Here is a 21,972-nt window from a genome sequence, read left to right on the forward strand (position 1 = left end):
CTTTGCCGGTTCTTCCTACCCGGTGAGCTCCGGCGGGTCAACCGGAACAAAGGTATTTTCTTGAGCCATTGACGTGGGCGCCGGTTTGTCCGTGATGCCCGGCTGAGAAGAGTCTGTGAATTCGTGCCGGCGGGAGGAAACGGGGATACTCACACGTTGTACGGGGCAAGAGAGGTGAGATCGATGACCACAGCATTCACGCAGCAAGGCACGATCGGACAGCAGCAGGCGCGGCCCCAGCTGCCGACCCTGCCCACCGGCTGGCCGATCGGTTCGTACGAGTCCTACGAGCAGGCGCAGCGCGCGGTCGACCACCTCGCGGGCGCGGACTTCCCGGTCACCGACGTCACGATCGTGGGCGTCGAGCCGATGCTCGTCGAGCGCATCGCGGGCAAGATGTCGTGGGGCAAGGTCCTCGGCAGCGCGGCGACGTCCGGAGCGATGTTCGGCCTGTTCCTCGGCCTGGTCCTGAGCCTGCTGAACCCGGGCGCGGGCCTGGTCCCGATCGTCATCGGCCTTGTCGCGGGCCTCGGGTTCAACCTGCTGTTCGGCGCGTTGGGTTACGCGGTGAACCGGAACAAGCGCGGGTTCGTCTCGCAGAGCCAGCTGGTGGCGCGCCGGTACGACGTGCTGTCCCAGCCGCGCAACGCCGAGAAGGGCCGCGCCCTGCTGGCCGACCTGGCGGCGCGCAGCGCGTTCGGTCACTGACGCCGCTGAGCCGCTGATTCGCTGATTCGCTGAAGATCGAAGGCCGCTTCCGGAGCCCCGGAGGCGGCCTTCGTGCTGCCCGGCGCCCGGTGGGTCTCGCGCGCTGGGTGTTCGCCGGGCCCGCCCGAGTGGGTGTGGTCCGCCGCCCGGCGGTTGCGCCGGCGCCCCGAGACGGCCTCGTGCTGTCCACACCAGGGCCGTCGCGCGCCGGTCGGGAGGTCGCCGCCGAGCCGGTCACCCGGAACTGTCGGTGCCCGCCGGTAGCGTGGAAAACGGGGGCTGCTCAGGTCCCCGACGACACCGCCGTGTCCGGCGCCACCGCAGGATCCGGTGTCCCGGCCGGCCGTCCCGCCCTCAGCAGGTCGCCCCACCGGGCCCGGTCGTAACTCGCCGCCGGGGTGTCCGCCAGGAACTCGCGCAGGACCTCCGCGAACCGCTCGGGATCCGATCGGTGCGGGAAGTGCCCGGCCCCCTCGAACAGCACCAGCCGGCTGCCCGGCATCGCCCGGTGTGCGCGCAGGGCGTGGCCGCTCGGCACCACCCGGTCGGCCGTCCCCCACACGAGCAGCGTCGGGATGCCCTCGGTCAGGTAGCAGCGGTCCAGCATGTTGACCACCTGCCCACGCCAGTCGACGACCGAGCGCAGCGTCCGCAGGAACGCCGACCGCGTGCCCGGCTCGACCAGGCGGAGGTAGCGCGCGACGACGTAGTCGAGGTCCTCGGAGATCCGCAGCAGCTCGGCGAGCCCGCGCAGCACCGGCAACGCCGGCCGCGCGCCCAGCAGGGGCAGCACCAGCCCCGCGCCCGGCGCCGCCGCCAGGCGCAGCAGGGGGTGGACGCTCGCGCCGACGCCGCCCGAGCCGACCAGCACCAGGCGTTCGCAGCGTTCCGGGAACTGGTAGGCGAACTGCATCGCGACGCCGCCGCCGAGGGAGTGCCCGACCACCGTCACGCGGTCGACGTCGAGCGTCGTCAGCAGGTCGCGCATGCCGCACGCGTACGCCGCGACCGAGTAGTCCGCGCGCGGTTTCGCCGAGAAGCCGTGGCCGAGCAGGTCGGGCGCGATGACCGTGAAGTCGTCGGCCAGCGCCGTCAGCAGTCCCAGCCACGTCGACGAGTCGTCGCCGATCCCGTGCAGGAACAGCACCGCCGGGCCGCGCCCGGCCATCCGGTAGGCACGCTCGTACCCGTGGACCACCCGGGTCCGCGGGGCGAAGGCGTCCGAGAGCACCCGCCCAGTCCAGCACGCCCGAGGTACGCGGGAAGTTTCCGGCGCGTTCGGATCGGGTGAACGCCGGGAGCGGGCCCCGACCCGTGCTCCCGGCGTTCGTTCCCCCTTACTTCGTCGGCGTCGGCGTGGCCGGCGCGGACGAAGAAATGGTGGGCGGCGACGGCGGGACCGTCACCTTCGGGATGGCGGCGCTGAACGGCACCCCGGCGTTCTCGCGGCAGGCGGAGCGATATCCGTTGTAGCCGTTGTAGTTGCCTTCGCTGTCGGTCACGCCCTGCTCGATCTTCGGCCGCGGGAACCGGTTGTCCTCGCCGATCTTCTGCTTGGTGCCGCTCGAGCGTTCGCAGCCGTAGCGGGTCAGCGCGAGCGGGCGGCCCTGCTCGTCGTAGAGGTAGACCTCGGTGAGCGGCTTGCCCTCGGCGTCGAACGCGTAGACGTTCTCCACCTCCTGGCCGCCGTAGGTGAGCTGCTCGTTGCCGTAGCGGTCGGACGACGAGGGGTAGTACGACGCCGACTGCGACGGGGAGTACCGGTTCGAGATGAGGTCGACCGCGGCCCCGAACCCGCCGAGCGCGCCGCCGACGACGAACGCCGAGACCGGCACGGCCAGCCACAGCAGCCGCCGGTCGCCGCGCACCCGCGGGCCGGCCCAGACGATCGCGGCCCCGGCCACCAGCAGGAACGGCAGCAGCAGCACCGCGCTCCGCTGCCGCATCATCAGCAGGACGCCGAAGCCGAGCAGCACCACGGCGCACAGCACCCACCACGCCGGCTTCATCGAGCCCAGCCAGCGCAGCACCTTCCCGGTGTCGTCCTGCTCGCGCCCCTTCGCCAGCGCGCCCCGAAGCCAGCCGACCTCCGGCAGCGCCAGCACCGGCTCGACCCCGCCGCGCAGCAGCAGCGCGAGGCTGATCAGGAACACCGGCAGGAACAACAGCATCCCCAGGAGCACGTCGGGGTCGACGCTGATCGCGGCGCCGAACGCCAGCAGCGCGAGCCCGATCGCGCAGAGCACCAGGCCCCACAACGCGATCCGCGGCTTCGCCAGGCTGGGCGCGGCCGCCGTCGCGAGCACCTGCGTCGCGCCCTCCCCCGCCGGCGGGTACCCGCCGGACGCGCGCAGCTCGGCGGCGTAGCTCTCGGGCGTCCCGAGCCGTTCGATCAGCGCCTCGACGCGGGCGCTCTCCCCGAGTTCGGCCTCCAGCTCCGCCAGGTGCGGGCGGACGTCCTCGAGGATCTCTTCGATCTCGCTCGCGGGCAGGTCGGCGAGCGCGGTGCGGACCCGCGCCAGATACACCCGCACGGCGGTCGGCTTCTCGCTCATGCTGCCTCTCCCAAAAGCACGTTCATCGTCACGGCGAAGCTCTGCCAGGTCTTGCCCGACTCCGCGAGCCGGACCCGGCCCGGCTCGTTCAGGCTGTAGTACTTGCGGTGCGGGCCCTCTTCACTGGGCACCACGTACGAAGTGAGCAGGCCGGCCTTGTACAGCCTGCGCAGCGTCCCGTACACCGACGCGTCCCCCACTTCGTCCAGGCCCGCGGCCCGGAGTCTTCGCAGGACGTCGTACCCGTAGCCGTCTTCCTCGCGGAGCACCGCCAGGACGGCGAGGTCGAGCACCCCTTTGAGCAGCTGACTGATCTCCACTGCACCCTCCAGTCTTACGCTTGGGAAGGTACCACGCATTGCGCAGTAGTGCGCAAGGCGGAGGGCCATCCGGGCGTGTCAGCCGCTTGCCGGCCTCCACGCTTATCGTGGGATTTCAGCCGAAGGGGGTACCGATGGATCTGATCAAGACCGAGTTCGAGGTGCTGGACGAGCGGTTCGAGCGCGTCAACGGCGACGAGTGGACGCAGCGCCTGCACACCGGCTGCCGCTGGACCGAGGGGCCGGCGTACTTCCCGGCCGGGCGCTACCTGGTGTTCAGCGACATCCCCAACGACCGCACCCTGCGCTGGGACGAGACCACGGGCCGGGTCGGGGTCTTCCGGCAGCCGTCCAACTACGCGAACGGGCACACCGTCGACCGCCACGGAAGGCTGATCAGCTGCGAGCAGGGCCTTCGCCGCGTGACGCGCACGGAGCACGACGGCTCGATCACGGTGCTGGCGGCGGAGTTCGAGGGGAAGCGGCTGAACAGCCCGAACGACGTCGTCGAGCACTCGGACGGGTCAATCTGGTTCACCGATCCGAGTTACGGCATCGACAGCGACTACGAGGGGTACCAGGCGGAGAGCGAAATCGGCGGCTGCCACGTGTACCGCGTGGCCCCGTCGGGCGAGGTCCGGATCGTCGCGGACGACTTCTCGCGCCCGAACGGGCTGGCGTTTTCGGCGGACGAATCGCTGTTGTACATCGCGGACACCCGCCAGGATCCCAGTCACCTCAGGGTGTTCTCGGTCCGCGACAACGGAACGCTGACCGGCGGCGAGATCTTCGCGACCAGCGACAGCGGCGGCTTCGACGGCGTGCGCCTCGACGCCGACGGCCGCGTCTGGGCGGCCGCGCACGACGGCCTGCACTGCTTCGACCCGGACGGTACGCGGATCGGCAAACTGCGGATCCCGGAGATCTGCTCGAACCTGACGTTCGGCGGCGCACGGGGGAACGAGCTGTTCATCACGGCGTCGAGCTCGGTGTACACGCTGAGGGTGACGGTCAAGGGGGCCCGTCGCTGATCCGGACAGGTTGTGCCCGGTATTCCGGATAGCTTCGCGATCATGACAACGAACACCGTCCAGCTGGCCTCCGTCCGCGTGATCACCGACGACCTACCGCGCCTCGTCCGTTTCTACGAGGTCCTCACCGGCGCCACCCCGCAGTACCTGACCGACGACTTCGTCGAGCTCGTGACACCGTCCGCGACGTTCGCGCTCAGCGCGCCGGAGCGGGTCGCTTTCATCACGGACAACCCACCGCGGGCGGGCGCCAACCGCACCTCCATCGTCGAGTTCGTCGTGGCGGACGTCGAATCCCTGCTCGCCCGGATGAAGACCGAACTCGGCGATGACCTCGACGTCGTGCAGGCGCCGACGTTGATGCCCTGGGGCAACCTGTCCGTGCTGATCCGCGACCCCGAAGGGTCACTCGTCAACCTCTACACGCCGGTCACCCCGCAGGCGCAGCAACTGCAGCAGAACCGGACACCCAAGATGCCGCCGCCCGCCGGCGAGGAGTCCTAGCCTGGGTCGCCGCCGGGATCGACGGCCGCGATCAGCTTCTGTCTCAGCGCGGCCACGACCTCGTGCAGCGCTTCGGGTTCCTCGATGACGAACGGCCGATCGAGAGCGGCCAATCTTCCCGCGACCCATTCCAGCCGTTCCGCACGGACGAAAATCCTCAGCCAGTGACCCTCTCCGGCGACGCCGGCCACCGGTTCGACCGACGCCAGCGTCTCCGGGAACAACGCTCGCACCTGCGGTGCGTCCGCGTCGACGAGCACCGACACCTCATGTCGCCCGGGACCCGGCGCGAGCGGGCCCACCACCCGCCGCACCGGGTTCAGGTCGTCCGGCACTTCGAACGTGCCCTCCAGCAGGCGCAGGCCGGCGATGCGGTCCAGGCGGAACGTCCGCTCCGCCCGGCGCCCGACGTCGTGGCCGGTGAGGTAGAGCAGCCCGTGCAGAGCGACGATGCCGTGCGGGTGAACGGTGCGTGACCGTGCCCGTCCGTCCCGCGGCAGGTAGTCGAAGGCGATCGGACGCCGGTCCCTCGCAGCCTGCGCCAGTCCGAGAAGCACTCTCGCGCTTGCCTCCTCACCGCCCGCGGTGCGCTCGCCGGTGAAGTTCACGGTTTCGACCACCGCGTCGATCTGCCGGGCCAGGGCCGGGGGCAGTACCCGGCGCACCTTCGAGGTGGCGGCCTCCACGTCACCGATCGAGGCCGGACCGGACCCCGGCCGTCCCGTCAGCAGCAGCCCCCAGACGACCGCCAGTGCTTCCTCGTCGGTGAGCATCAGCGGAGGCATCCGGTAGTGGCGCGCCAGCCGGTAACCGCCGTAGCGACCACGCGCGGAATCCACCGGAATGCCGAGGTCGCGCAGGTGCTCCACGTAACGGCGCACCGTGCGCCCGTCCACGTTCAGCCGCTCGGCCAGCTCAGCAGCGGTACGGGTGCCACCGGACTGCAGCAACTCGAGCAACGTCAGCACCCGAGCCGTCGGCCGTGCCACCATTCGCCCATTCTCGGCCCGAGGGGCCGGATGACGAGGAGACACGCCCTAGCCGTGGGTGGCCTCGCGGACCCGGGACACCACCGCGTGACGCTGCCACGCCCGGCTGACCTGGACCAGCCAAGCCGCCTCCGCCGCGACGTCCGCCTCCACGCCGGGCTGGTCGTCGGGCGTTGTCTTCGCCTGGTCGAAGCGCCGGCCCGCCCGGCCTGCCTCGATCGCCGCCGCGAGGGTCACCGCCTCGATCGTGGCCGGCAGGTCCGCTTCGCGCACTCCCTCGGTGCGGGCCGCTTGCTCGGCTCGGGCCGGCAGGTCCGGGTCGAAGTGGGCGCGCAGGGCCAGGTGGCCGTCGCGGATTTCGATGACCCTGCGGTACAGCGCGAACTCCGGGCCGCCCGCCAGTTCGCGGTCCGGGTCCAGGACGATGCCCGGGACGGCCGTGCGCACGGCCGTCCACAGTGGCTCGATGCGGCGGTACGCGCGGTACGCCCGGACGCGGCCGACCACCGACGAGACCGCCGGTGACCACGCGCTGAGCGTCGCGCCCGCCGTCACGAAACCGATCGTCGCCGCGGCGAGGACCGAGGACGGCAGGTCCTCGCGGGCGCCGATGCGGGCGCTCTGGGCGAGCCGGCGGACGTCGTCGACGTCCCAGAACGTCCACGCGAACGCCGCGCCCACGCCGACGACCAGCAGCCACAGGCCGGCGCGCAGCGGTCCCGGCTCCGCGTGCCGCGCGCTGCGGACGAACACCGCGAACAGCAGCCCGAGGCTGATCAGGCTGTACAGCAGGAACAACACCTTGTCGGCGAGCGCGAACGGCAGCGCCGCGGGCGAGAACACGGTGTCGTCGCCGACGCGGCGCGGCTCCGACAGCGTGAAACACACCGCGAGCAGCACCATCGTCGCGCCGGTGAACAGCGCGTGCGGCGCCAGGCGGGCGCCTTCGCCGCGCCACACCGACTGCGTGAAGGCGACGGCGAACCCGATCGCACCCAGCTTCAGCTCGTCGCCGGCCAGGCTGAGGATCCACTCGCCCACCGGGCCCGGGCCGACGAGCGCGGCCATCGCCGGCGTCAGCACCATGATGCCGGCGGCGATGCAGATGCCGAACCCGGCGAGGAACCACATCGTCCGCACCGGCTGGCTGCGGCGCGCCTCGATGAGCTTGTACCCGAACCCGGCGAAGGCCACCACGCACAGCAGGTAGGCCAAGGTCTCGATCACGGCGAACGGCGGCGCGACCGCCCGAACAGCGAGTCGAAGCGCCGCACGCCTTCGGGCACGTCGGCAGCCGGCTCGCGCCGCTCCTCCGGCCGCACCACGCGCTGCGCGAGCAGGCTGGCGACCAGCTCCGCTTCCTGTTCCTCGACCTCGCTGTAGGTGGTCCGCCCGAGCACCCGCCGCACCAGCTCGGGCGAGAGGTGCGGCATCAGCTGACGCCCGGCGGCGGCGTCGATGGCCACCCCGTCGGCGCCGGCGTCGGAACCGACGTGGCCGCACAGGAGGTGCCCGACCTCGTGCAGCAGGATGTGCCGCCGGTGCAGGGCGGTCGTGTCGGTCGGGTAGAGGATGTAGTCGGCGCGTTCGGTGCTCATCAGCAACCCGCAGGGCGCGCCTTCCGGCGCGCTGACCGGCATGAGCTCGATGGGCCGCCCGCGTTCGGCCGCCAGCCCGGCGACGAACGCCTCGGCGTCGAACGGCTCGGGCAGGCTGACGGCATCGGCGACTCGCCGGGCCCGCAGCCACAACGCACGCCCCGGCCGCCGCCGCAAGGATGGTTGCCGCACTTTCAGGCCTCCTCCACCACGCCCCGCACGAACGGCTCCAGCCGGTTCAACGCGGCGGACCCCGCGGGGATACGCGGCCGGATCACCTTCGGACGCGCGGTTTCCGGGCAGGGTTCCGCCTCGGCGAATCGGACACCCGGACGGCCCAGTCCGCCCGGCGCGACGCTATCCCACGGACCGGCTCCCGGGAACGGCGGCTGGTCGCGGCTCGCTCGCGGAGTGGTGCCGGAGTGGTCCGGGGCTTCGCGCGGAAGAGGTTCTCGGCGGCTCGCCCCGGCGGACGCTGCAGCTCCCGGCCGACTCAACGGCCCGAGCGCATGAGGTTCTCCGCGGGCTGCCCCGGCGGGCGCTGCAGCTCCCGGCCGATCCAGCGGCCCGAGCGGCAGGTGCCCACGCCGGCCCGATCCCGAGGCCGGCTCGTTCAGCCCGGGCGAACCCCCTGCTCCCCTGCGCGCGCCAGGCACCTCAGCTCTCCTTCTTCGCGCCGCCGCGGCCGGCCTCCCTCCGGGCTATCGCGTCGATCATGTCGCTGATCGTGTCGAGGCCGTCGGCCGACAGGGTCACCGCGCGCAGGGCCAGGTCGCGGACGCCCGCGTCGCGCAGTGCGCCCAGCAGGGCCAGCTCCTCCGCGATCTTCTTGCTCTGCTCGTCGTCGAAGAAGTACGCCGGGGGCACGCCGAAGAAGCGCGCGAGTGCTTCGAGGTGGCGCTTGGTCGGGTTGTCGCGGCGGCCCGTGCGCAGCTGCCAGAGGTACGTCGTCGAAAAGCTCTCGCCGGTCGCCTCGCGGCAGGCCTTCGCGACCTCTTCGTTGCTGTACGGCTCCCGATCGGGCCTGCGGACCACGTGGAACAGCCGGTCGATCTTGTCGGCCAGCGTCGACTTTCCGGGCTCCTTGACCACGATGCTCTCCCTCAGCTGCCAGGCGTATTCATCTTAGCTGAAAGGCAAACACCATTGATCTACGCAAGTTTGATGCGGGGCCGTGGCTGGCACCGGGGGCAGGAGAACGACGACCGGTTCATGAACGGCTCCCGCCGGATCGCCGTGCCGCAGCGGTGGCACGGCAGGCCTTCCTGGCCGTACGCGTCCAGGGACCGGTCGAAGTAGCCGGACTGCCCGTTCACGTTCACGTACAGCGCGTCGAACGACGTCCCGCCCGCGCCCAGGGCCGCGTTCATCACGTCCGAGGCCGCGGACAGCAGCTCGCGAACCTTCGCCGTGGTCAGCTTCTCGGTCGGGCGGGCCCAGTGGAGCCGCGCGCGCCACAGCGCCTCGTCCGCGTAGATGTTGCCGATGCCCGACACCAGGGTCTGGTCGAGCAGGGCGCGCTTGACCTCCGTGCGCCGGGACTTCAGCGCGCGCACCGCCGCGTCGAGGTCGAACGCCGGGTCCATCGGGTCGCGGGCGATGTGCGCGATCGTGTCCGGGAGCAGCACGTCGTTGAGGTCGTCGAGGGCCAGGCCGCCGAACGTCCGCTGGTCGACGAAGCGCAGCTCCGGCCCGTCGTCGTCGAAGCGCAGCCGGACGCGCAGGTGCTTCTCGTCCGGCGCGCCCTCGGGCTGGACGAGCATCTGCCCGCTCATCCCGAGGTGCGCCAGCAGCGCCTCCTTGTCCGAAAGCTCGAGCCACAGGTACTTGCCGCGGCGCCGCGCCGCCTCGACGCGGGTGCCGCTCAGCCGCCGCGTGAAGTCCTCCGCACCCAGCGCGTGCCGCCGGATGGCGCGCGGGTGCAGGACCTTCGCCTCGCGGATGGTCCGGCCCGCGACGTGCGCCTGCAGGCCCAGGCGGACGACTTCGACCTCGGGGAGTTCGGGCATGCGTTCATTGTGCCCGCCGGGTACGACAGTTTATGGGGCGGTGGGTCCGACGTCGGCCTTCGTCAGCGGAACCCGGGTCGCCCCGGACGCGAAGTACTCGTCGGCGCCGACGTCGTAGGCGCCGCCGCGGGCCTGCAGGTCGAAGTCCTTCGCCGCCGACGGGTACGAGCCCACCCCCGCGTCGATCGCCGGGCTCCCGGCCGCCAGCCGGTACAGCCCGGCCGCGTCCTTGACCAGCTTCGGGTCCACCGACCGCGACGGGATGCCCGCGGTGCCACCGGAGGTGATGTTGCCCTCGTACTTCACCGTGGACCCGCTCGGCAGCGTCACCAGCGCGCCGGACGTCCCCTTCACGATGTTGTCCGCGACCACGCAGTCCTTCGGCTTGAAGTCGCCGCCGTCGCCGTCGATCACGCTGTTCGACCCCAGCACCGTGTTGTACGCGACCGTGACGCGGTCCGGGCGGTCGTGCAGCTTGCTCGACGGCCCGCTGTCGGCTTCGTCCCCGGAGCCGAACACGATCGCGCGGTCACCGCTGTTGGCGACGTAGTTGTTCACGATCTTGTGGTCGTTGCCGTGGAACCGGATGCCCGAGCCGAACAGGAGGTTGCCCTCGACGACGCTGCGGTTGCCGTGCCGCAGCACGATGTAGCCCTTGCTGTCGCGGATCGTGTTGTACCGCACGACGTTGTCGGACGACTTGACGGAGATGGCCTCGCTGTCGCCGTCCGCCTTCTCGAAGAGGTTGTTCTCGATCAGCGCGTTCGCGGTGTACGACTGGCGGTCGCTGAGCCCGAGCCGGATCGACTCGCCGCCGTTCGAGCCGCTGAACTGGTGGTTGTAGAAGTAGTTGTGGTGCACGTGGACGTGCTTCGCCATGCCGCCGGACGGCCCGAGGATCTGCAGGAACACGCCCTGGCTGGTGCGGTTCTGGAAGACGTTGCGGTCGAGCACGGTGTCGTCGCCGCTGACCGTCACCCAGTTCCCGCCCGTCGTGAGCTGGAAGTCGTTGCGGGTCAGGCGGTTGTTCGCCGCGCCGGCCGGCACGGTCAGCGCGGCGCCGCCCCGGAACTTGAACCCCCGCAGCACCACGTTCGAGACGCCGCTCGCGAAGGCGAACGTCTTCGAGCCGGTGATGGTGGCCTGGCCGGTGTGCTCGGCGGCGACGGTCACGGGCGCGGCACTCGTGCCGGACCGCTTGATCGAGAGCGTCGAGCCCGCCGCGTACGAGCCGTCGGCGAGCGTGATCGTGTCGCCGGGATTCGCCTTGTCCAGCGCGGACTGCAGGGCCGACAGCGATGTGACGCGGATCGGCGCGGCCGAAGCGGCCGGCCCGGGGACGACGACGAGCGCCGCCCCGATCAGGGGAACCAAGAAAAGACGCATCCGCCCTACCTCTCAGTGGTTGCAAGCGCGGCGGATGATCATCACGCTACTGAGTGGCGGGCGGAACCGTCAACGAAAGTTCCCGGTGATCAGGACTCCGGGTCGTCCTTCTTCTGCGCTTCGAGTTCGGCGGACAGCGAACGCCACGCCGTCTCGGCGGCCTTCTGCTCCGCTTCCTTCTTCGTCGACCCCGAGCCGTCGCCCAGCGGACGCGAAGCGACCAGCACCGTGGCCGTGAACTCCTTGCGGTGGTCCGGCCCGGTGTCCTCGACCTTGTACTCGGGCACGCCGAGACCGGCCGAAGCGGTCAGCTCCTGCAGGCTCGTCTTCCAGTCGAGCCCGGCCCCGCGCAGCGGCGCTTCGGCGAGCAAGCCGTCGAAGAGGTGGTGCACGAGCTTGCGGGCGATCTCGATGCCGTGCGCGAGGTACGTCGCACCGATCACCGCCTCCAGGCCGTCGGCGAGGATGCTCGCCTTGTCCCGGCCGCCGGTGAGCTCTTCGCCCTTGCCGAGCAGCAGGTGCGCCCCGAGCCCGCCCTCGCCGAGCCCGCGCGCGACCCGGGCCAGCGCGTGCATGTTGACGACGCTGGCGCGGAGCTTCGCGAGCTGACCTTCGGGCAGGTCGGGATGCGTGTTGTACAGGTGATCGGTGACGACCAGGCCGAGCACGGCGTCACCGAGGAACTCCAGCCGCTCGTTCGGCGGCAGGCCCCCGTTCTCGTACGCGTACGAGCGATGGGTCAGCGACAGCCCGAGCAGCTCGGGGTCGAGTGTGACCCCGAGCGCTTCGAGCAACGGCGCCGTGTCGGCTGGTGGTCCCCCGGGCGTCTTGCCCCCCATGTCGGCTACCCGATCAGGCGGGCTCGACGACCTGGCGACCGTTGTGCTGGCCGCACGACGGGCACGCGATGTGCTGGAGCTTCGGCTGCTTGCAGGCGCGGTTGGAGCAGGGCACCAGCTGCACCGGAGCCGCCTTCCACTGGCTGCGGCGGGAGCGCGTGTTGGATCGCGACATCTTCCGCTTCGGGACGGCCACGAGTAGATCTCCTTAAGACGGTCTGCTCGCGGTGCGAGCGAACTTCCTCCGCAACGAGCTGGGTCGCTCGTCAGGCTTGCTCAGCGGGACCCGGCGCAGGCTTTTCGCCCGCATTCTCGTCGAAGCGCTCGACCAGTGCGGCCCACCGAGGGTCTATCTTCTCATGCCCGTGTCCGGGCTCGAGATCGGCCCACTTGACGCCGCAGTCGATGCACAGCCCGGCGCAGTCTTCGGTGCACAGCGGGGCCAGCGGCAGGGCCAGCACGATCGCGTCGCGGACGATGGGCTCGAGGTCGATCCGGTCGTCGACCAGGCGGGGGATCTCGTCCTCGTCGGTGGTCTCCTCGGTGGCCGACCCCGGGTAGGCGAACAGCTCCTGGACCTCGACCTCGACCTCCTCGGTCAGCGGGTCGAGGCAGCGGGCGCAGGTGCCCTTCGCGACGGCCGTCGCGGTGCCGCTGACCAGGACGCCTTCGACGACGGACTCGAGCAGCAGGTCGAGCTTCAGCCCGGAGCCGGCTTCGATGGTGATGACGTCGGGGACGCCGAGCGGCGTCTCCACCGGCACGCTGCGCGTCAGGGCGCGGCTGAGGCCGGCGTGACGGCCGAGCTCACGGGTGTCGATCACCCACGGGCTGCGGTCGTCGAGCTGGGGGGTCTTGTTCTCGGACATCCAGTCCAGGGTACGCACCGGGTGCCACCGCTCTTGAGCTGGGACGTCATCGGCGGGTGCGGGGCGGCTCGCCCGGACGTAGTGAATGACTCATTCCTGTCGCCGGACGACAGGAATGAGTCATTCACGTCAGCGGGAGCGAGGCGCGGCGGCCGTCGAGAGGCCGGTCACACCTGGTAGTCGTACAGCGTAGGGCGGCCGCCGCCGGTCGGGAGGTTCGCCGGGGAGCGCAGGTGGTTGCGGCCCGAGTCCACGGTCCGCAGCGTCGTCGCCAGCAGCTCCGAGAACTCCGCCAGCTTGCCATCCACGTAGGCGTCGCAGTCCTGGCGCTGGCGGTCGGCCTCCGCGTGGGCCTCGTCGACGATGCGGGCCGACTCGGCGTGCGCGGCCTGGACGACCTCGGTCTGCGCGACCAGGCGGGACTGCTCCGCGCGGCCGTCCTCGATGGCGCGGTCGTAGGCGTCGCGGCCGGCCTGGATCATGCGCTCGGATTCGGCGCGGGAGCGGTCGGTGAGGTTCTGGTACTCGGCTTGGCCCGCCGCGACCGTGCGGTCGGCCTGGTCGTGGGCGTCGGCGAGCATCTGCTCGGCGCGGGCGCGCGCGTCGGCCAGGATGCGCTCGGCTTCGTCGGTCGCTTCGGCGATGGTCCGCTCGGCCTCGGCGTTCGCGCCCGCGACCGCTTCCCCGGCCTCCTTGCGGGCGGCGTGGATCAGGTCGTCGCGCTTGTCGAGGACGTCCTGGGCGTCGTCGACCTCCGCGGGCAGCGCGTCGCGGACGTCGTCGAGGAGTTCGAGCACGTCGCCGCGAGGCACCACGCAACTGGACGTCATCGGGACGCCGCGCGCCTCCTCGACGATGGTGACGAGCTCGTCGAGCGCCTCGAAAACCCGGTACACGGCAACTCCAATCCCCTGTCGCTGTGACCAGTCTGCCCGTTGCCCGCGCCGAACCGGTGAAAGCGCACGGCGCCGGGCGTGTCCTCCCCCGGCGCCGTGCCCGGAGATCAGGAGTTCAGGTCGATCCGCTTGAAGGTGGCGTAGTGGTCGGGGGTGTAGGCCAGCTCGCCGGCCTGGCCCGAGATCACCCGGTCGTTCGTGCCCACCGCGAACAGCTTGTAGTAGCCGGACGCGCAGGCCGGGAGCACGCCTTCGCGGTTTTCGTACGTCGTGCCGGCCGAGGTGCCGTTCCGGGCGTTGTCCACGACCGTGCGGGCCGCGGCCGACAGCTGCGAGTAGCCGATCTTCGCCAGGCCCGAGAGGTCGCCGCAGGCGTGGGTCGAGCCGCCGCCGACGTCGATCACCTGGAACGTCGCGTAGTGGTCGCCTGTGTAGAAGTACTCGCCGCCCGAGCCGGTCACGATGCGGCGCGTGCCGCGGGTGCTCGAACCCGGGGTCGGCACCGTGTACTCGTGGTAGTAGCCCGACGCGCAGGACGGGAGGATGCCTTCCCGGTTGTCGAAGACGACTCCGTCGTTCTTCGGGTACGGGAACGGGCCACCCTTCTGGATGAGGTTGTACGTCGTCGTCGCCTCCGCCGGCAGCGACGAAAGCGCCTTGTGCGTGAAGCCGGAGAGGTCGCCGCAGGAGTTCTGCGCGACGACCGCAGGCGAAGCCGTCACCGCTTCGGCGGCGGTGACCCCCATGGACAGCGTGGCCAGGAGCGCGAAGAGGACCGCGACCAGGCGAGATCGGTAGTTGGTCATTTTCGGACCGTAACCCGATCGGATGATCGTCAGAAGGCGGGAACGTGAACTCCGCCACCCCGGACCGCAAGTCCCGACGAACGTAGGGGGCCGAACGACGGGAACCCCGCGTCCCGGGTTGCGGGAAGTCTCTTGTGGAGGGTCAGCGCCCGAGCTTCGGGAACTTCTCCGTGAGCCGCTCGTAGACGATCGGCGGCACCAGGTGCTCGATGTCGCCGCCGAGCGCGGCGACCTCCTTGACCAGCGAGCTGGACACGAACCCGTACGCCGGGTTGTTCGCCATCAGCAGCGTCTCGACACCGGTGAGCTCGCGGTTCATCTGCGCCATCTGCAGCTCGTAGTCGAAGTCGCTGACCGAGCGCAGGCCCTTGGCGATCGCCACGATGCCGTTGTCGCGGCAGTAGTCGACCAGCAGGCCTTCCCACGAGTCGACGCGCACGTTGCCCAGCTTCGCGGTGATCTCGCGCAGCATCTCGAGGCGTTCTTCGATCTCGAAGAGGCCCTTCTTGCTCTTGTTGACCCCCACCGCGACGACGACCTCGTCGAACAGCTGGGCCGCCCGTTCGATGATGTCGAAGTGCCCGTTGGTGGCCGGATCGTAGGAACCGGGACAGACCGCACGCCGCATGGCGCGGACGCTACCGTGCCGCACCCGGTTTCCGCCGCGTGGCTCACGCCACAGGCGTGAATTCGGCCCAGAAGACCGCGGTGTCGCCGTACTTCTTCGCGCGCGAGGGCTCGAAGCCGGCCGGCCAGTCCGGCTCGCCGTCGCGGGCCGCGCGTTCGACCACGACGAGCGCGGCCGAGCCCAGCCAGCCGCCCGCGGCCAGCGACGCCAGCACCTTGCCGAGCGCGGCCGCGTCCACGGCGTAGGGCGGGTCGGCCAGCACGAGGTCGTACGCGGCGGGGGCGGGCGCGGCGACCACGGCCTCGACCTGCCCCGCCCGGACGGTGCCGCCCAGGCCCAGCGCCGCGACGTTGCCGCGCAGCACCTCCACCGCGCGCCGGTCGGCTTCCACGAACAACGCGTCCGCCGCGCCGCGCGAAAGCGCTTCGAGGCCGAGCGCGCCGGACCCCGCGTAGAGGTCGAGGACGCGGGCGCCGTCGAGCTCCCCCGCCGTTTCGAGGGCGTTGAACAGCGCTTCCCGGACGCGTTCCGACGTCGGCCGGGTGCCCTTCGGCGGCACCTTCAGCCGCCGGCCACCCGCCGTCCCGGCCACGATCCTGGTCACCCCCCGATTGTGGCGGCATGACACGGCGCACGGATGGCCGGGACATTGGTGAACCCGCCGGGCCCGACGCGTAGAGTCGTTCTTCGCCCTCGGAGGCGATCCAGAGCTGTCAAGGAGCCATGCGTGTCGGAACCTCGGGTCAGACGGGCCGAGATCGCCATCGAACAAGCCCACGTCGATCGCGTGTACACCCGTCTGGACGAACTGCGGGCCCAAGCCGAGGCCATGCGCACCAAGGGCTACGAAATCGGCCAGGGCGCGCAGCGCGAGGCCATCTTCGAGCAGGCGTCGATGCTGTTCGAGCGCGACATGATGGTCTACCACGCCAACCAGACGCTGCAGACGCTCGACGCCGAGTACGAAGGCCTGGTGTTCGGCCGGCTCGACCACCTCGAGGACGCCGAACCGACCTACGTCGGGCGGCTCGGCATCCGCGACGCGGAGTTCGACAACCTCGTCACGGACTGGCGCGCGCCGGCCGCGGCCGCGTTCTACCAGGCCACGGCGGAGGAGCCGATGGACGTCGTGCGGCGGCGCGTGATCCGCTGCTCCGGCCAGAACGTCCTCGACGTCGACGACGACGTCCTGATCGCCGACGCCGTGCCCGAGGGCATGCAGATCGTCGGCGAAGGCGCGCTGATGGCGGCGCTGGGGCGCTCGCGCGGCGAGAAGATGCGCGACATCGTCGCGACCATCCAGAAGGAGCAGGACGAGGTCATCCGGGCGCCGTGGCGCGGCGTCACCGAGATCACCGGCGGGCCGGGCACCGGCAAGACCGCCGTCGCCCTGCACCGCGCGGCCTACCTGCTCTACCGCCACCGCCGTCAGCTCGGTGGGGCGGGCGTCCTCGTGATCGGGCCGTCGGGCGTGTTCACCAGCTACATCTCGCGCGTCCTCCCCTCGATGGGGGAGACGAACGTCGAGCTGCGCGCGCTCGGCGAAGTCCTCGACGGCTTGGAGGCGACGCGGCAGGACGCGGCGCCGCTGGCCGCGATCAAGGGGTCGCTGCGGATGCGGAAGATCCTGCTGCGGGCCCTGCGGGACACCCCGCCGGAGGCGCCCGAGGAGATGCGGATCGTCTACCGCGGCGAGGTCCTCAAGCTGAACGCGCGCGAGCTGGAGAAGGTGCGCCGCAAGGCCCACACGCAGGGCGCGCCGCCGAACCGGTCGCGGATCCGGGCGGCGGAGCTGCTGCTCGACGCGCTGGCGGCGAAGGCCGAGGAGTACGCGAAGGCCGACGGCAAGCCGTTCGAGCGGGCCGAGCTGATCACCGACCTCGGCGAGCGGATCGACTTCCACCGGTTCCTGGTGGTGTGGTGGCCCGTGCTGTACCCGGCGCAGATCCTCAAGTGGCTGGGCGAGGAGAAGCGGCTGGCTTCGGTGTCGAAGGGCGTCCTGAACCGCGCCGAGATCTCGATGCTGGCCGCGGACCTCGCGGACCGGTCGCGGGGCTGGTCGATCGCGGACGTGGCGCTGCTGGACGAGCTGCGCGTGCTGATCGGGCCGCTGCCGAAGCGCAAGCGCCGCCAGGTGATCGAGGTGGAGCCGCAGCGTTCCGGCGGGGCGCCGACGCGACCCGAGCACTACGACGAGTACTCGCACGTGGTCGTCGACGAGTCGCAGGACCTTTCGCCGATGCAGTGGCGGATGGTCGGGCGGCGCGGCAAGTACGCGAGCTGGACCGTGGTCGGCGACCCGGTGCAGAGCTCGTGGCCGGACCCGGCGGAGGCGGCCCAGGCGCGCGATCAGGCGTTCGGCGTCAAGACGACCCGGCGGCGGTTCACGCTGCGCACGAACTACCGGAACTCGGCGGAGATCTTCGACCTCGCGGCCAAGGTGGTGGCCGGGCACGCGGAGGCGGGCGAGCTGCCGGTCGCCGTCCGGCAGACCGGCGTGGTCCCGGAGGTCCGCCCGGTCGAGGCCACCGGACTGGCGGCCGCCACGCAGGCGGCGGTCAAGGAGCTGATGGGCGCGGTCGAGGGCACGGTCGGCGTCATCACGGCGATGGACCGGGTGCCGGAGGTCTCGGGCTGGCTGTCGGAGCAGGCGGACGAGCGGCTGAAGGTCGTGGGCAGCCTGGATTCCAAGGGGCTCGAGTACGACGCCGTGGTGCTGGTGGAGCCGATCGACCTGGTCACGGAGTCGACGACCGGGCGGCGGGTGCTGTACGTGGCGCTGACGCGGGCGACGCAGCAGCTCACGGTGCTGGCCTCGAACCCGGATTGGCTGCCGTCGGCCTGACGCGACGACGCTGAAGGGCCCCTTCGAGGGGCGGGAGGCGGGGTTCCCGTGCCCTTGAAGGAGCCCTTCAGACCCCCGGTGAAATGAACGTCTCGGGGACGTTTCCGTCCGAGGGCATGTCTAGTCGATCCGCGTTGTTCGGTGTCCGCGCGCCGCCACCGAACAACAACGCCGAACAACAACGCCGAACAACAACGCCGGACAACGTCACGGGCAGGGCGGCGCGTAATCGAGGCCCGGCAGGCTCGCCGTCCACTCGGCCTCGCCGATCCGGGGCGCCGTCACCGCGCAAATCCGTTCGGCCGCCCGGTCAGGATCGGTTTCCCACAACCGTACCGTTCCGTCCGCGCCCCCACCGGCCAGTGTGTGCCCGTCGGGCGCGTACTGCACGGCGTAGACGCGGTCGCGTTCTTCGGGCAGGACCGCCTTCGGCGACGCGGTGGCGACGTCCCACAGCCGGATCGTCCGGTCGTAGCTGCCCGAGGCGAGCGTGCGGCCGTCGCCGCTGAAGGACACCGACATGACGATGTCCGTGTGGCCGGCCAGCACCGTCGAGACGGGGTTCGTGACGTCCCAGAGCCGGATCGTGCGGTCGGCGCTCCCGGTGGCGACGTGCTTCCCGTCCGGGCTGAAGGCGATCGAGAAGATCGTGTCGGTGTGCCCGGCGAGCGTCGCCAGTGCCCGCGGGGCCCGCGGGGCCCGCGGGGCCGAGACGTCCCAGAGCCGCGCAGTGTGGTCCCAGCCAGCGGTGGCCAGGGTGCGGCCGTCCGGGCTGAACGCGAGCGTGTGGACGTCGTCCTCGTGGCCCGCCAGCTTCGCGATCTCCACCGGGTGGAGGCGGTCGGCGAGGTCCCACAGCCGCGCGGTGTGGCCGTCGCCCGCCGTCGCCAGCAACCTGCCGTCCGGGCTGAAAGCGACCGCGTCGATGTCGTCGTGGTAGCGGTTGAACACCGTCGGCGGTCCCGGGTGCGCCGGGTCGGTGATGTCCCGCACCGCCATCGTGTGGTCCCAGCTGCCGGTGGCCAGGGTGCGGCCGTCCGGGCTGATCGCGACGCCGCAGACCGCTTCACCGAAGCCGCCGATCGTGGCGAGGACGCGCGGCGCGGCCGGGTCGGCGCGGTCGTGCAGCCGGACGGCCTTGTCGTAGCCGCTCGTGGCGAGCAGCTTGCCGTCCCGGCCGAAGGCGACGTGGCAGGCCTGGGCCGTGTGCGCCGGGATGCCGGGGCCGGGCAGGTCCCAGAGCCGGGCGGTCTGGTCGTCGCTGGCCGTGGCGAGCGTGCGGCCGTCGCGGGTGAACACCGCGGAGCCGACCGCGCCGATGTGCCCCGGCAGCGACAGCCGCTCGCGAGGCTGCTTCGGGTCCGTGACGTCCCACAGCCGGGCCGTGCGGTCGAAGCCGGTGGTCGCGAGGGTGCGCCCGTCCGCGGTGAACGCGACCGAGCGCACGGTCGCCTTGTGCGCGGTGAGCGACGCCAGCGGCGCCGGGCGGGCCGGGTCGCCGACGTCCCACAGCCGCGCGGTCTGGTCCTGGCTCGCCGTGGCGAGGGTCCGCCCGTCCGGGCTGAAGGCCACCGAGTGCACGACGTCGGTGTGCCCGGCCGCCACGCCGAGGGGCGTCCGCGAAGCGACGTCCCAGACCCGCGCGGTCTTGTCGGCCGACGCGGAGGCGAGCAGCTTGCCGTCGGCGCTGAAGGCGAGGTTGTTGACGTAGGAGGTGTGCCCGGTCAGTTCGCCCAGCGGGCGCGGGCGGGCCGGGTCGGTGGTGTTGTACAGGCGGAGCGTGCCGGTGACGTCGGCGGTCGCCAGCAGCGGCCCGGCCGGGCTGAAGGCGACGGCGTAGGACTTGCCTTCGTGCTGCTCGACGACGGTGCCGGGGCCCGGGCGCGCCGGGTCGGAGACGTCCCAGACGCGGACCGTACCGTCGAAGCCCGCGGTGGCGACGGTCCGGCCGTCGGCGGCGAAGGCGACGTTGTTGACGTTGCCGGTGTGCCCGGCGAGGGTGCCCAGCGGCACCGGGTGGTGCGGGTCGGCGGTGTCCCACAGCCGCGCGGTGCCGTCCCAGCTCGCGGTGGCCATGACCCGGCCGTCCGGGCGGAGCGCGACGGTGTTGACGCGGCCGGTGTGCCCGGTGATCCGCGTGGAGTACGGCGTCGCGAACATGCCGAGCACACTGCTGCGCTCGTCGGCGCCCGGGTCGAGGCGGTACGCGGCGAGCGCGAGCTGCGCGGCCAGCGCCGGGTTGGTGGCGCGCATGGCCAGCGCCTGGCCCGCGACCTTCTGGGCGAGCGCGCTGTTGCGCTGGTCGGTGGCCGTCGACTCGGCGCGGACCGCGTAGACGGTGGCGCCCACCGCGAAGACGAGCAGCACCGCGAGCAGCGCGACCAGCTGCCGCAGCCGCCGGGTGCGACGCCGGTCGCGCTCCTGCTCGGCGTGTTCGACGGCGAGGCTCGCGTCGAGGAACCGCCGTTCCCGACGGGACAGCGCGGAGTCCTGGCGCGCGGCCCACTCCCGCGCGATGGCCAGCCGGGTGCCGCGGTAGAGCCAGCCGGGGTCTTCGTCGACGGACTCCCAGGCCCCGGTCGCCTCGGTGAGCTGCCGGTGCACGCGCAGGCCTTCGCGGTCCTGGGTGAGCCACTCGCGCAGCCGCGGCCAGCCGCGGATCAGGGCTTCGTGGGTGATCTCGATGCCGGTGTCGTCGAGGGCGACCAGCCGGGCCGCGGCCAGCTCGCCGAGGACGACGGCGGTGTCTTCGTCGTCGGTGTCGAGTTCGGCGCGGCTGATCCGGCGCTTGGTGTCTTCGGTGCCTTCGCCGAGCGCGGTCATCCGGAGGAAGATCTGCCGGGCGAGCCGCTGCTGGCGGGCCGAGAACTTCGCGAACGTGCGTTCGGACGTCTGCGCGATGGCCCGCTCGATGCCGCCGGTCGACTCGTACCCGGCGAGGGTGAGGGTGGTGCCGCGGCGCCGCCGCCACGTCTCCAGCAGCGCGTGGGACAGCAGCGGCAGCACGCCGGGCTGGCCGGTGGCGTCCGCGACGAGCCGGGAGACCAGCGCGTTCTCGACGCGGTGGCCGGTGTCGACGGCGGGCCGCGAGATGGCCTGGCGCAGCTCCTCGGTGGTCATCGGGCCGACCAGGACCTGGGCGTCCTGCATCGCCTCGGCGAGCACCGCGTGCCGCGCGCAGTGGGTGTAGAAGTCGGTGCGGATGCCGAGCACCACCCGCGTCCGGCTGTCCGGCTCGGCGGTGGCGGCGACCAGCGCGTCGAGGAAGCGGGCGCGCTCCTCGTCGTCCTGGCAGAGCGTGAAGACCTCTTCGAACTGGTCGACGACCAGCACGACGTCCTCGCCGCCGTCGTCGGTCAGCTGGCGGGCGGCCAGTCCCAGGTTGCGCGGGTGGGCGGCGAAGTCGTCGAGCAGGGCGCCGGCCGGGACGCCGAGGGCGGCGGCGAACTTGACCGCGCACTCCCGCAGCGGGTGGGCGCCCGGGGTGAGCAGCACCACCGGGCCCTTGACGGCGGGCAGCAGGCCGGCGCGCAGGAGTGAGGACTTGCCCGAGCCGGACGCGCCGAGGACGGCGAGAAAACGTTGTCCCGCCAGTCGCGCGACGAGTTTTTCGACCAAACTGTCCCGGCCGAAGAATCGCCGTGCATCAGCTGAGGTGAATGCGGACAGGCCCACGTAAGGGGGAATTTCGCCGGGTTCGGGGTCGGGCGGTGAATCGGCACCGTCCCGGCGGGACTCTTCGGCGGCGGCGTGCCACCGCTCTTCCCATTCACCGGGCACCCCGCCGCAGGCCCGTACGTAGGCCAAAGTCACGGCCAAGCTGGGGAGTTTCCGCCCGCCGGCGGCTTCGGACAGCGTGCCGGCCGAGTAGTGCGCGCGCCGGCCGAGCTCGCGATAAGTGGGGTTCCCGGCGCTCTCGCGCAAACGCCGGAGATCGGCGGCGAATTCGGTCAGCAGATCGTCCCCGGGATCCAAGGGTCGCTCCGGAC

21 protein-coding genes are annotated in these 21,972 nt (G+C 71.7%); 4 read left to right on the top strand and 17 right to left on the bottom strand.

Annotated features, from left to right (window positions below; all coding sequences use genetic code 11):
• Nucleotides 1-183: 183 nt before the first annotated feature.
• Nucleotides 184-708 (top strand): YflT domain-containing protein, encoded by a 525-nt coding sequence (locus SD460_RS40880; protein WP_290053931.1) that lies wholly within the window; start codon nt 184-186, stop codon nt 706-708.
• 283 nt (nt 709-991) lie between these two features.
• On the opposite strand, the gene SD460_RS40885 is transcribed toward SD460_RS40880, so the two are convergent.
• From SD460_RS40885 to SD460_RS40895, 3 genes are all read right to left on the bottom strand, one after another.
• Complete coding sequence (locus SD460_RS40885) at nt 992-1,876, bottom strand: alpha/beta fold hydrolase (RefSeq protein ID WP_438860583.1); 885 nt, start codon at nt 1,874-1,876, stop codon at nt 992-994.
• A gap of 169 nt (nt 1,877-2,045) precedes the next feature.
• A complete protein-coding gene (locus SD460_RS40890; RefSeq protein ID WP_290053934.1) occupies nt 2,046-3,263 on the bottom strand; it encodes an HAAS signaling domain-containing protein in 1,218 nt (405 codons plus the stop codon).
• Nucleotides 3,260-3,583: a PadR family transcriptional regulator gene (locus SD460_RS40895; protein ID WP_290053936.1), complete on the bottom strand. Its 324-nt coding sequence runs from the start codon at nt 3,581-3,583 to the stop codon at nt 3,260-3,262. The genes SD460_RS40890 and SD460_RS40895 overlap by 4 nt, the downstream gene beginning before the upstream one ends.
• Nucleotides 3,584-3,717: 134 nt before the next feature.
• Here SD460_RS40895 and SD460_RS40900 point away from each other — a divergent pair, with 134 nt between their 5' ends.
• Together SD460_RS40900 and SD460_RS40905 are read left to right on the top strand one after the other, a co-directional pair.
• Nucleotides 3,718-4,614, top strand: a complete 897-nt coding sequence (locus SD460_RS40900; RefSeq protein ID WP_290053938.1) for an SMP-30/gluconolactonase/LRE family protein — start codon at nt 3,718-3,720, stop codon at nt 4,612-4,614.
• Between the two features lie 42 nt (nt 4,615-4,656).
• Nucleotides 4,657-5,118, top strand: a complete 462-nt coding sequence (locus tag SD460_RS40905; protein WP_290053940.1) for a VOC family protein — start codon at nt 4,657-4,659, stop codon at nt 5,116-5,118.
• Here SD460_RS40905 and SD460_RS40910 read toward each other — a convergent pair.
• From SD460_RS40910 to rsmD, 13 genes are all read right to left on the bottom strand, one after another.
• The gene (locus tag SD460_RS40910; RefSeq protein ID WP_318307557.1) at nt 5,115-6,110 is read right to left on the bottom strand and encodes a helix-turn-helix transcriptional regulator; all 996 of its coding nucleotides are present in this window, start codon (nt 6,108-6,110) and stop codon (nt 5,115-5,117) included. The genes SD460_RS40905 and SD460_RS40910 overlap by 4 nt on opposite strands.
• Nucleotides 6,111-6,155: 45 nt before the next feature.
• On the bottom strand, nt 6,156-7,334 hold the full coding sequence (locus tag SD460_RS40915; protein ID WP_318307558.1) for an MAB_1171c family putative transporter: 1,179 nt from the start codon (nt 7,332-7,334) through the stop codon (nt 6,156-6,158).
• The gene (locus tag SD460_RS40920) at nt 7,331-7,897 is read right to left on the bottom strand and encodes a hypothetical protein (RefSeq protein ID WP_290053944.1); all 567 of its coding nucleotides are present in this window, start codon (nt 7,895-7,897) and stop codon (nt 7,331-7,333) included. Before SD460_RS40920 ends, SD460_RS40915 begins: the two co-directional genes overlap by 4 nt.
• Nucleotides 7,898-8,362: 465 nt before the next feature.
• Nucleotides 8,363-8,797: a helix-turn-helix domain-containing protein gene (locus SD460_RS40925; RefSeq protein ID WP_290053945.1), complete on the bottom strand. Its 435-nt coding sequence runs from the start codon at nt 8,795-8,797 to the stop codon at nt 8,363-8,365.
• Between the two features lie 59 nt (nt 8,798-8,856).
• Entirely contained in the window at nt 8,857-9,714 is an 858-nt protein-coding gene (gene mutM / locus SD460_RS40930) for a bifunctional DNA-formamidopyrimidine glycosylase/DNA-(apurinic or apyrimidinic site) lyase (protein ID WP_290053947.1), read from the bottom strand.
• A gap of 30 nt (nt 9,715-9,744) precedes the next feature.
• Nucleotides 9,745-11,100 carry a polysaccharide lyase 6 family protein gene (locus SD460_RS40935; RefSeq protein WP_290053949.1) on the bottom strand — a complete coding sequence of 452 codons (1,356 nt, stop codon included), beginning with the start codon at nt 11,098-11,100 and terminating at the stop codon, nt 9,745-9,747.
• Between the two features lie 89 nt (nt 11,101-11,189).
• Nucleotides 11,190-11,939, bottom strand: a complete 750-nt coding sequence (rnc, locus tag SD460_RS40940; protein WP_318307559.1) for a ribonuclease III — start codon at nt 11,937-11,939, stop codon at nt 11,190-11,192.
• A 13-nt stretch (nt 11,940-11,952) separates the two neighbouring features.
• Nucleotides 11,953-12,135 carry a 50S ribosomal protein L32 gene (gene rpmF, locus SD460_RS40945; protein WP_013223689.1) on the bottom strand — a complete coding sequence of 61 codons (183 nt, stop codon included), beginning with the start codon at nt 12,133-12,135 and terminating at the stop codon, nt 11,953-11,955.
• Nucleotides 12,136-12,205: 70 nt separating this feature from the next.
• Complete coding sequence (locus tag SD460_RS40950) at nt 12,206-12,808, bottom strand: YceD family protein (protein ID WP_290053956.1); 603 nt, start codon at nt 12,806-12,808, stop codon at nt 12,206-12,208.
• A gap of 167 nt (nt 12,809-12,975) precedes the next feature.
• Complete coding sequence (locus SD460_RS40955) at nt 12,976-13,704, bottom strand: DivIVA domain-containing protein (protein ID WP_290053957.1); 729 nt, start codon at nt 13,702-13,704, stop codon at nt 12,976-12,978.
• Between the two features lie 107 nt (nt 13,705-13,811).
• Nucleotides 13,812-14,510 carry a ribonuclease domain-containing protein gene (locus SD460_RS40960; RefSeq protein ID WP_290053959.1) on the bottom strand — a complete coding sequence of 233 codons (699 nt, stop codon included), beginning with the start codon at nt 14,508-14,510 and terminating at the stop codon, nt 13,812-13,814.
• A 142-nt stretch (nt 14,511-14,652) separates the two neighbouring features.
• Nucleotides 14,653-15,138 carry a pantetheine-phosphate adenylyltransferase gene (gene coaD, locus SD460_RS40965; RefSeq protein WP_290053960.1) on the bottom strand — a complete coding sequence of 162 codons (486 nt, stop codon included), beginning with the start codon at nt 15,136-15,138 and terminating at the stop codon, nt 14,653-14,655.
• Between the two features lie 43 nt (nt 15,139-15,181).
• The gene (rsmD, locus tag SD460_RS40970; RefSeq protein WP_290053962.1) at nt 15,182-15,742 is read right to left on the bottom strand and encodes a 16S rRNA (guanine(966)-N(2))-methyltransferase RsmD; all 561 of its coding nucleotides are present in this window, start codon (nt 15,740-15,742) and stop codon (nt 15,182-15,184) included.
• A 123-nt stretch (nt 15,743-15,865) separates the two neighbouring features.
• On the opposite strand from rsmD, the gene SD460_RS40975 reads away from it, so the two are divergent.
• A complete protein-coding gene (locus SD460_RS40975) occupies nt 15,866-17,983 on the top strand; it encodes a HelD family protein (RefSeq protein ID WP_318307560.1) in 2,118 nt (705 codons plus the stop codon).
• A gap of 207 nt (nt 17,984-18,190) precedes the next feature.
• On the opposite strand, the gene SD460_RS40980 is transcribed toward SD460_RS40975, so the two are convergent.
• The gene (locus SD460_RS40980; protein ID WP_318307561.1) at nt 18,191-21,958 is read right to left on the bottom strand and encodes an nSTAND1 domain-containing NTPase; all 3,768 of its coding nucleotides are present in this window, start codon (nt 21,956-21,958) and stop codon (nt 18,191-18,193) included.
• Nucleotides 21,959-21,972 lie beyond the last annotated feature (14 nt).

The sequence above is a fragment of the Amycolatopsis solani genome, assembly GCF_033441515.1.
Lineage (GTDB): Bacteria > Actinomycetota > Actinomycetes > Mycobacteriales > Pseudonocardiaceae > Amycolatopsis > Amycolatopsis solani.

What these genes read in the sequence shown, in the direction of transcription:
- SD460_RS40880 (WP_290053931.1), top strand. Translation starts at nt 184, where the DNA reads ATGACCACAGCATTCACGCAGCAAGGCACGATCGGACAGCAGCAGGCG.
- SD460_RS40885 (WP_438860583.1), bottom strand. Translation starts at nt 1,876, where the DNA reads ATGGCCGGGCGCGGCCCGGCGGTGCTGTTCCTGCACGGGATCGGCGAC.
- SD460_RS40890 (WP_290053934.1), bottom strand. Translation starts at nt 3,263, where the DNA reads ATGAGCGAGAAGCCGACCGCCGTGCGGGTGTATCTGGCGCGGGTCCGC.
- SD460_RS40900 (WP_290053938.1), top strand. Translation starts at nt 3,718, where the DNA reads ATGGATCTGATCAAGACCGAGTTCGAGGTGCTGGACGAGCGGTTCGAG.
- SD460_RS40905 (WP_290053940.1), top strand. Translation starts at nt 4,657, where the DNA reads ATGACAACGAACACCGTCCAGCTGGCCTCCGTCCGCGTGATCACCGAC.
- SD460_RS40910 (WP_318307557.1), bottom strand. Translation starts at nt 6,110, where the DNA reads ATGGTGGCACGGCCGACGGCTCGGGTGCTGACGTTGCTCGAGTTGCTG.
- mutM (WP_290053947.1), bottom strand. Translation starts at nt 9,714, where the DNA reads ATGCCCGAACTCCCCGAGGTCGAAGTCGTCCGCCTGGGCCTGCAGGCG.
- SD460_RS40935 (WP_290053949.1), bottom strand. Translation starts at nt 11,100, where the DNA reads ATGCGTCTTTTCTTGGTTCCCCTGATCGGGGCGGCGCTCGTCGTCGTC.
- rnc (WP_318307559.1), bottom strand. Translation starts at nt 11,939, where the DNA reads ATGGGGGGCAAGACGCCCGGGGGACCACCAGCCGACACGGCGCCGTTG.
- SD460_RS40950 (WP_290053956.1), bottom strand. Translation starts at nt 12,808, where the DNA reads ATGTCCGAGAACAAGACCCCCCAGCTCGACGACCGCAGCCCGTGGGTG.
- SD460_RS40960 (WP_290053959.1), bottom strand. Translation starts at nt 14,510, where the DNA reads ATGACCAACTACCGATCTCGCCTGGTCGCGGTCCTCTTCGCGCTCCTG.
- coaD (WP_290053960.1), bottom strand. Translation starts at nt 15,138, where the DNA reads ATGCGGCGTGCGGTCTGTCCCGGTTCCTACGATCCGGCCACCAACGGG.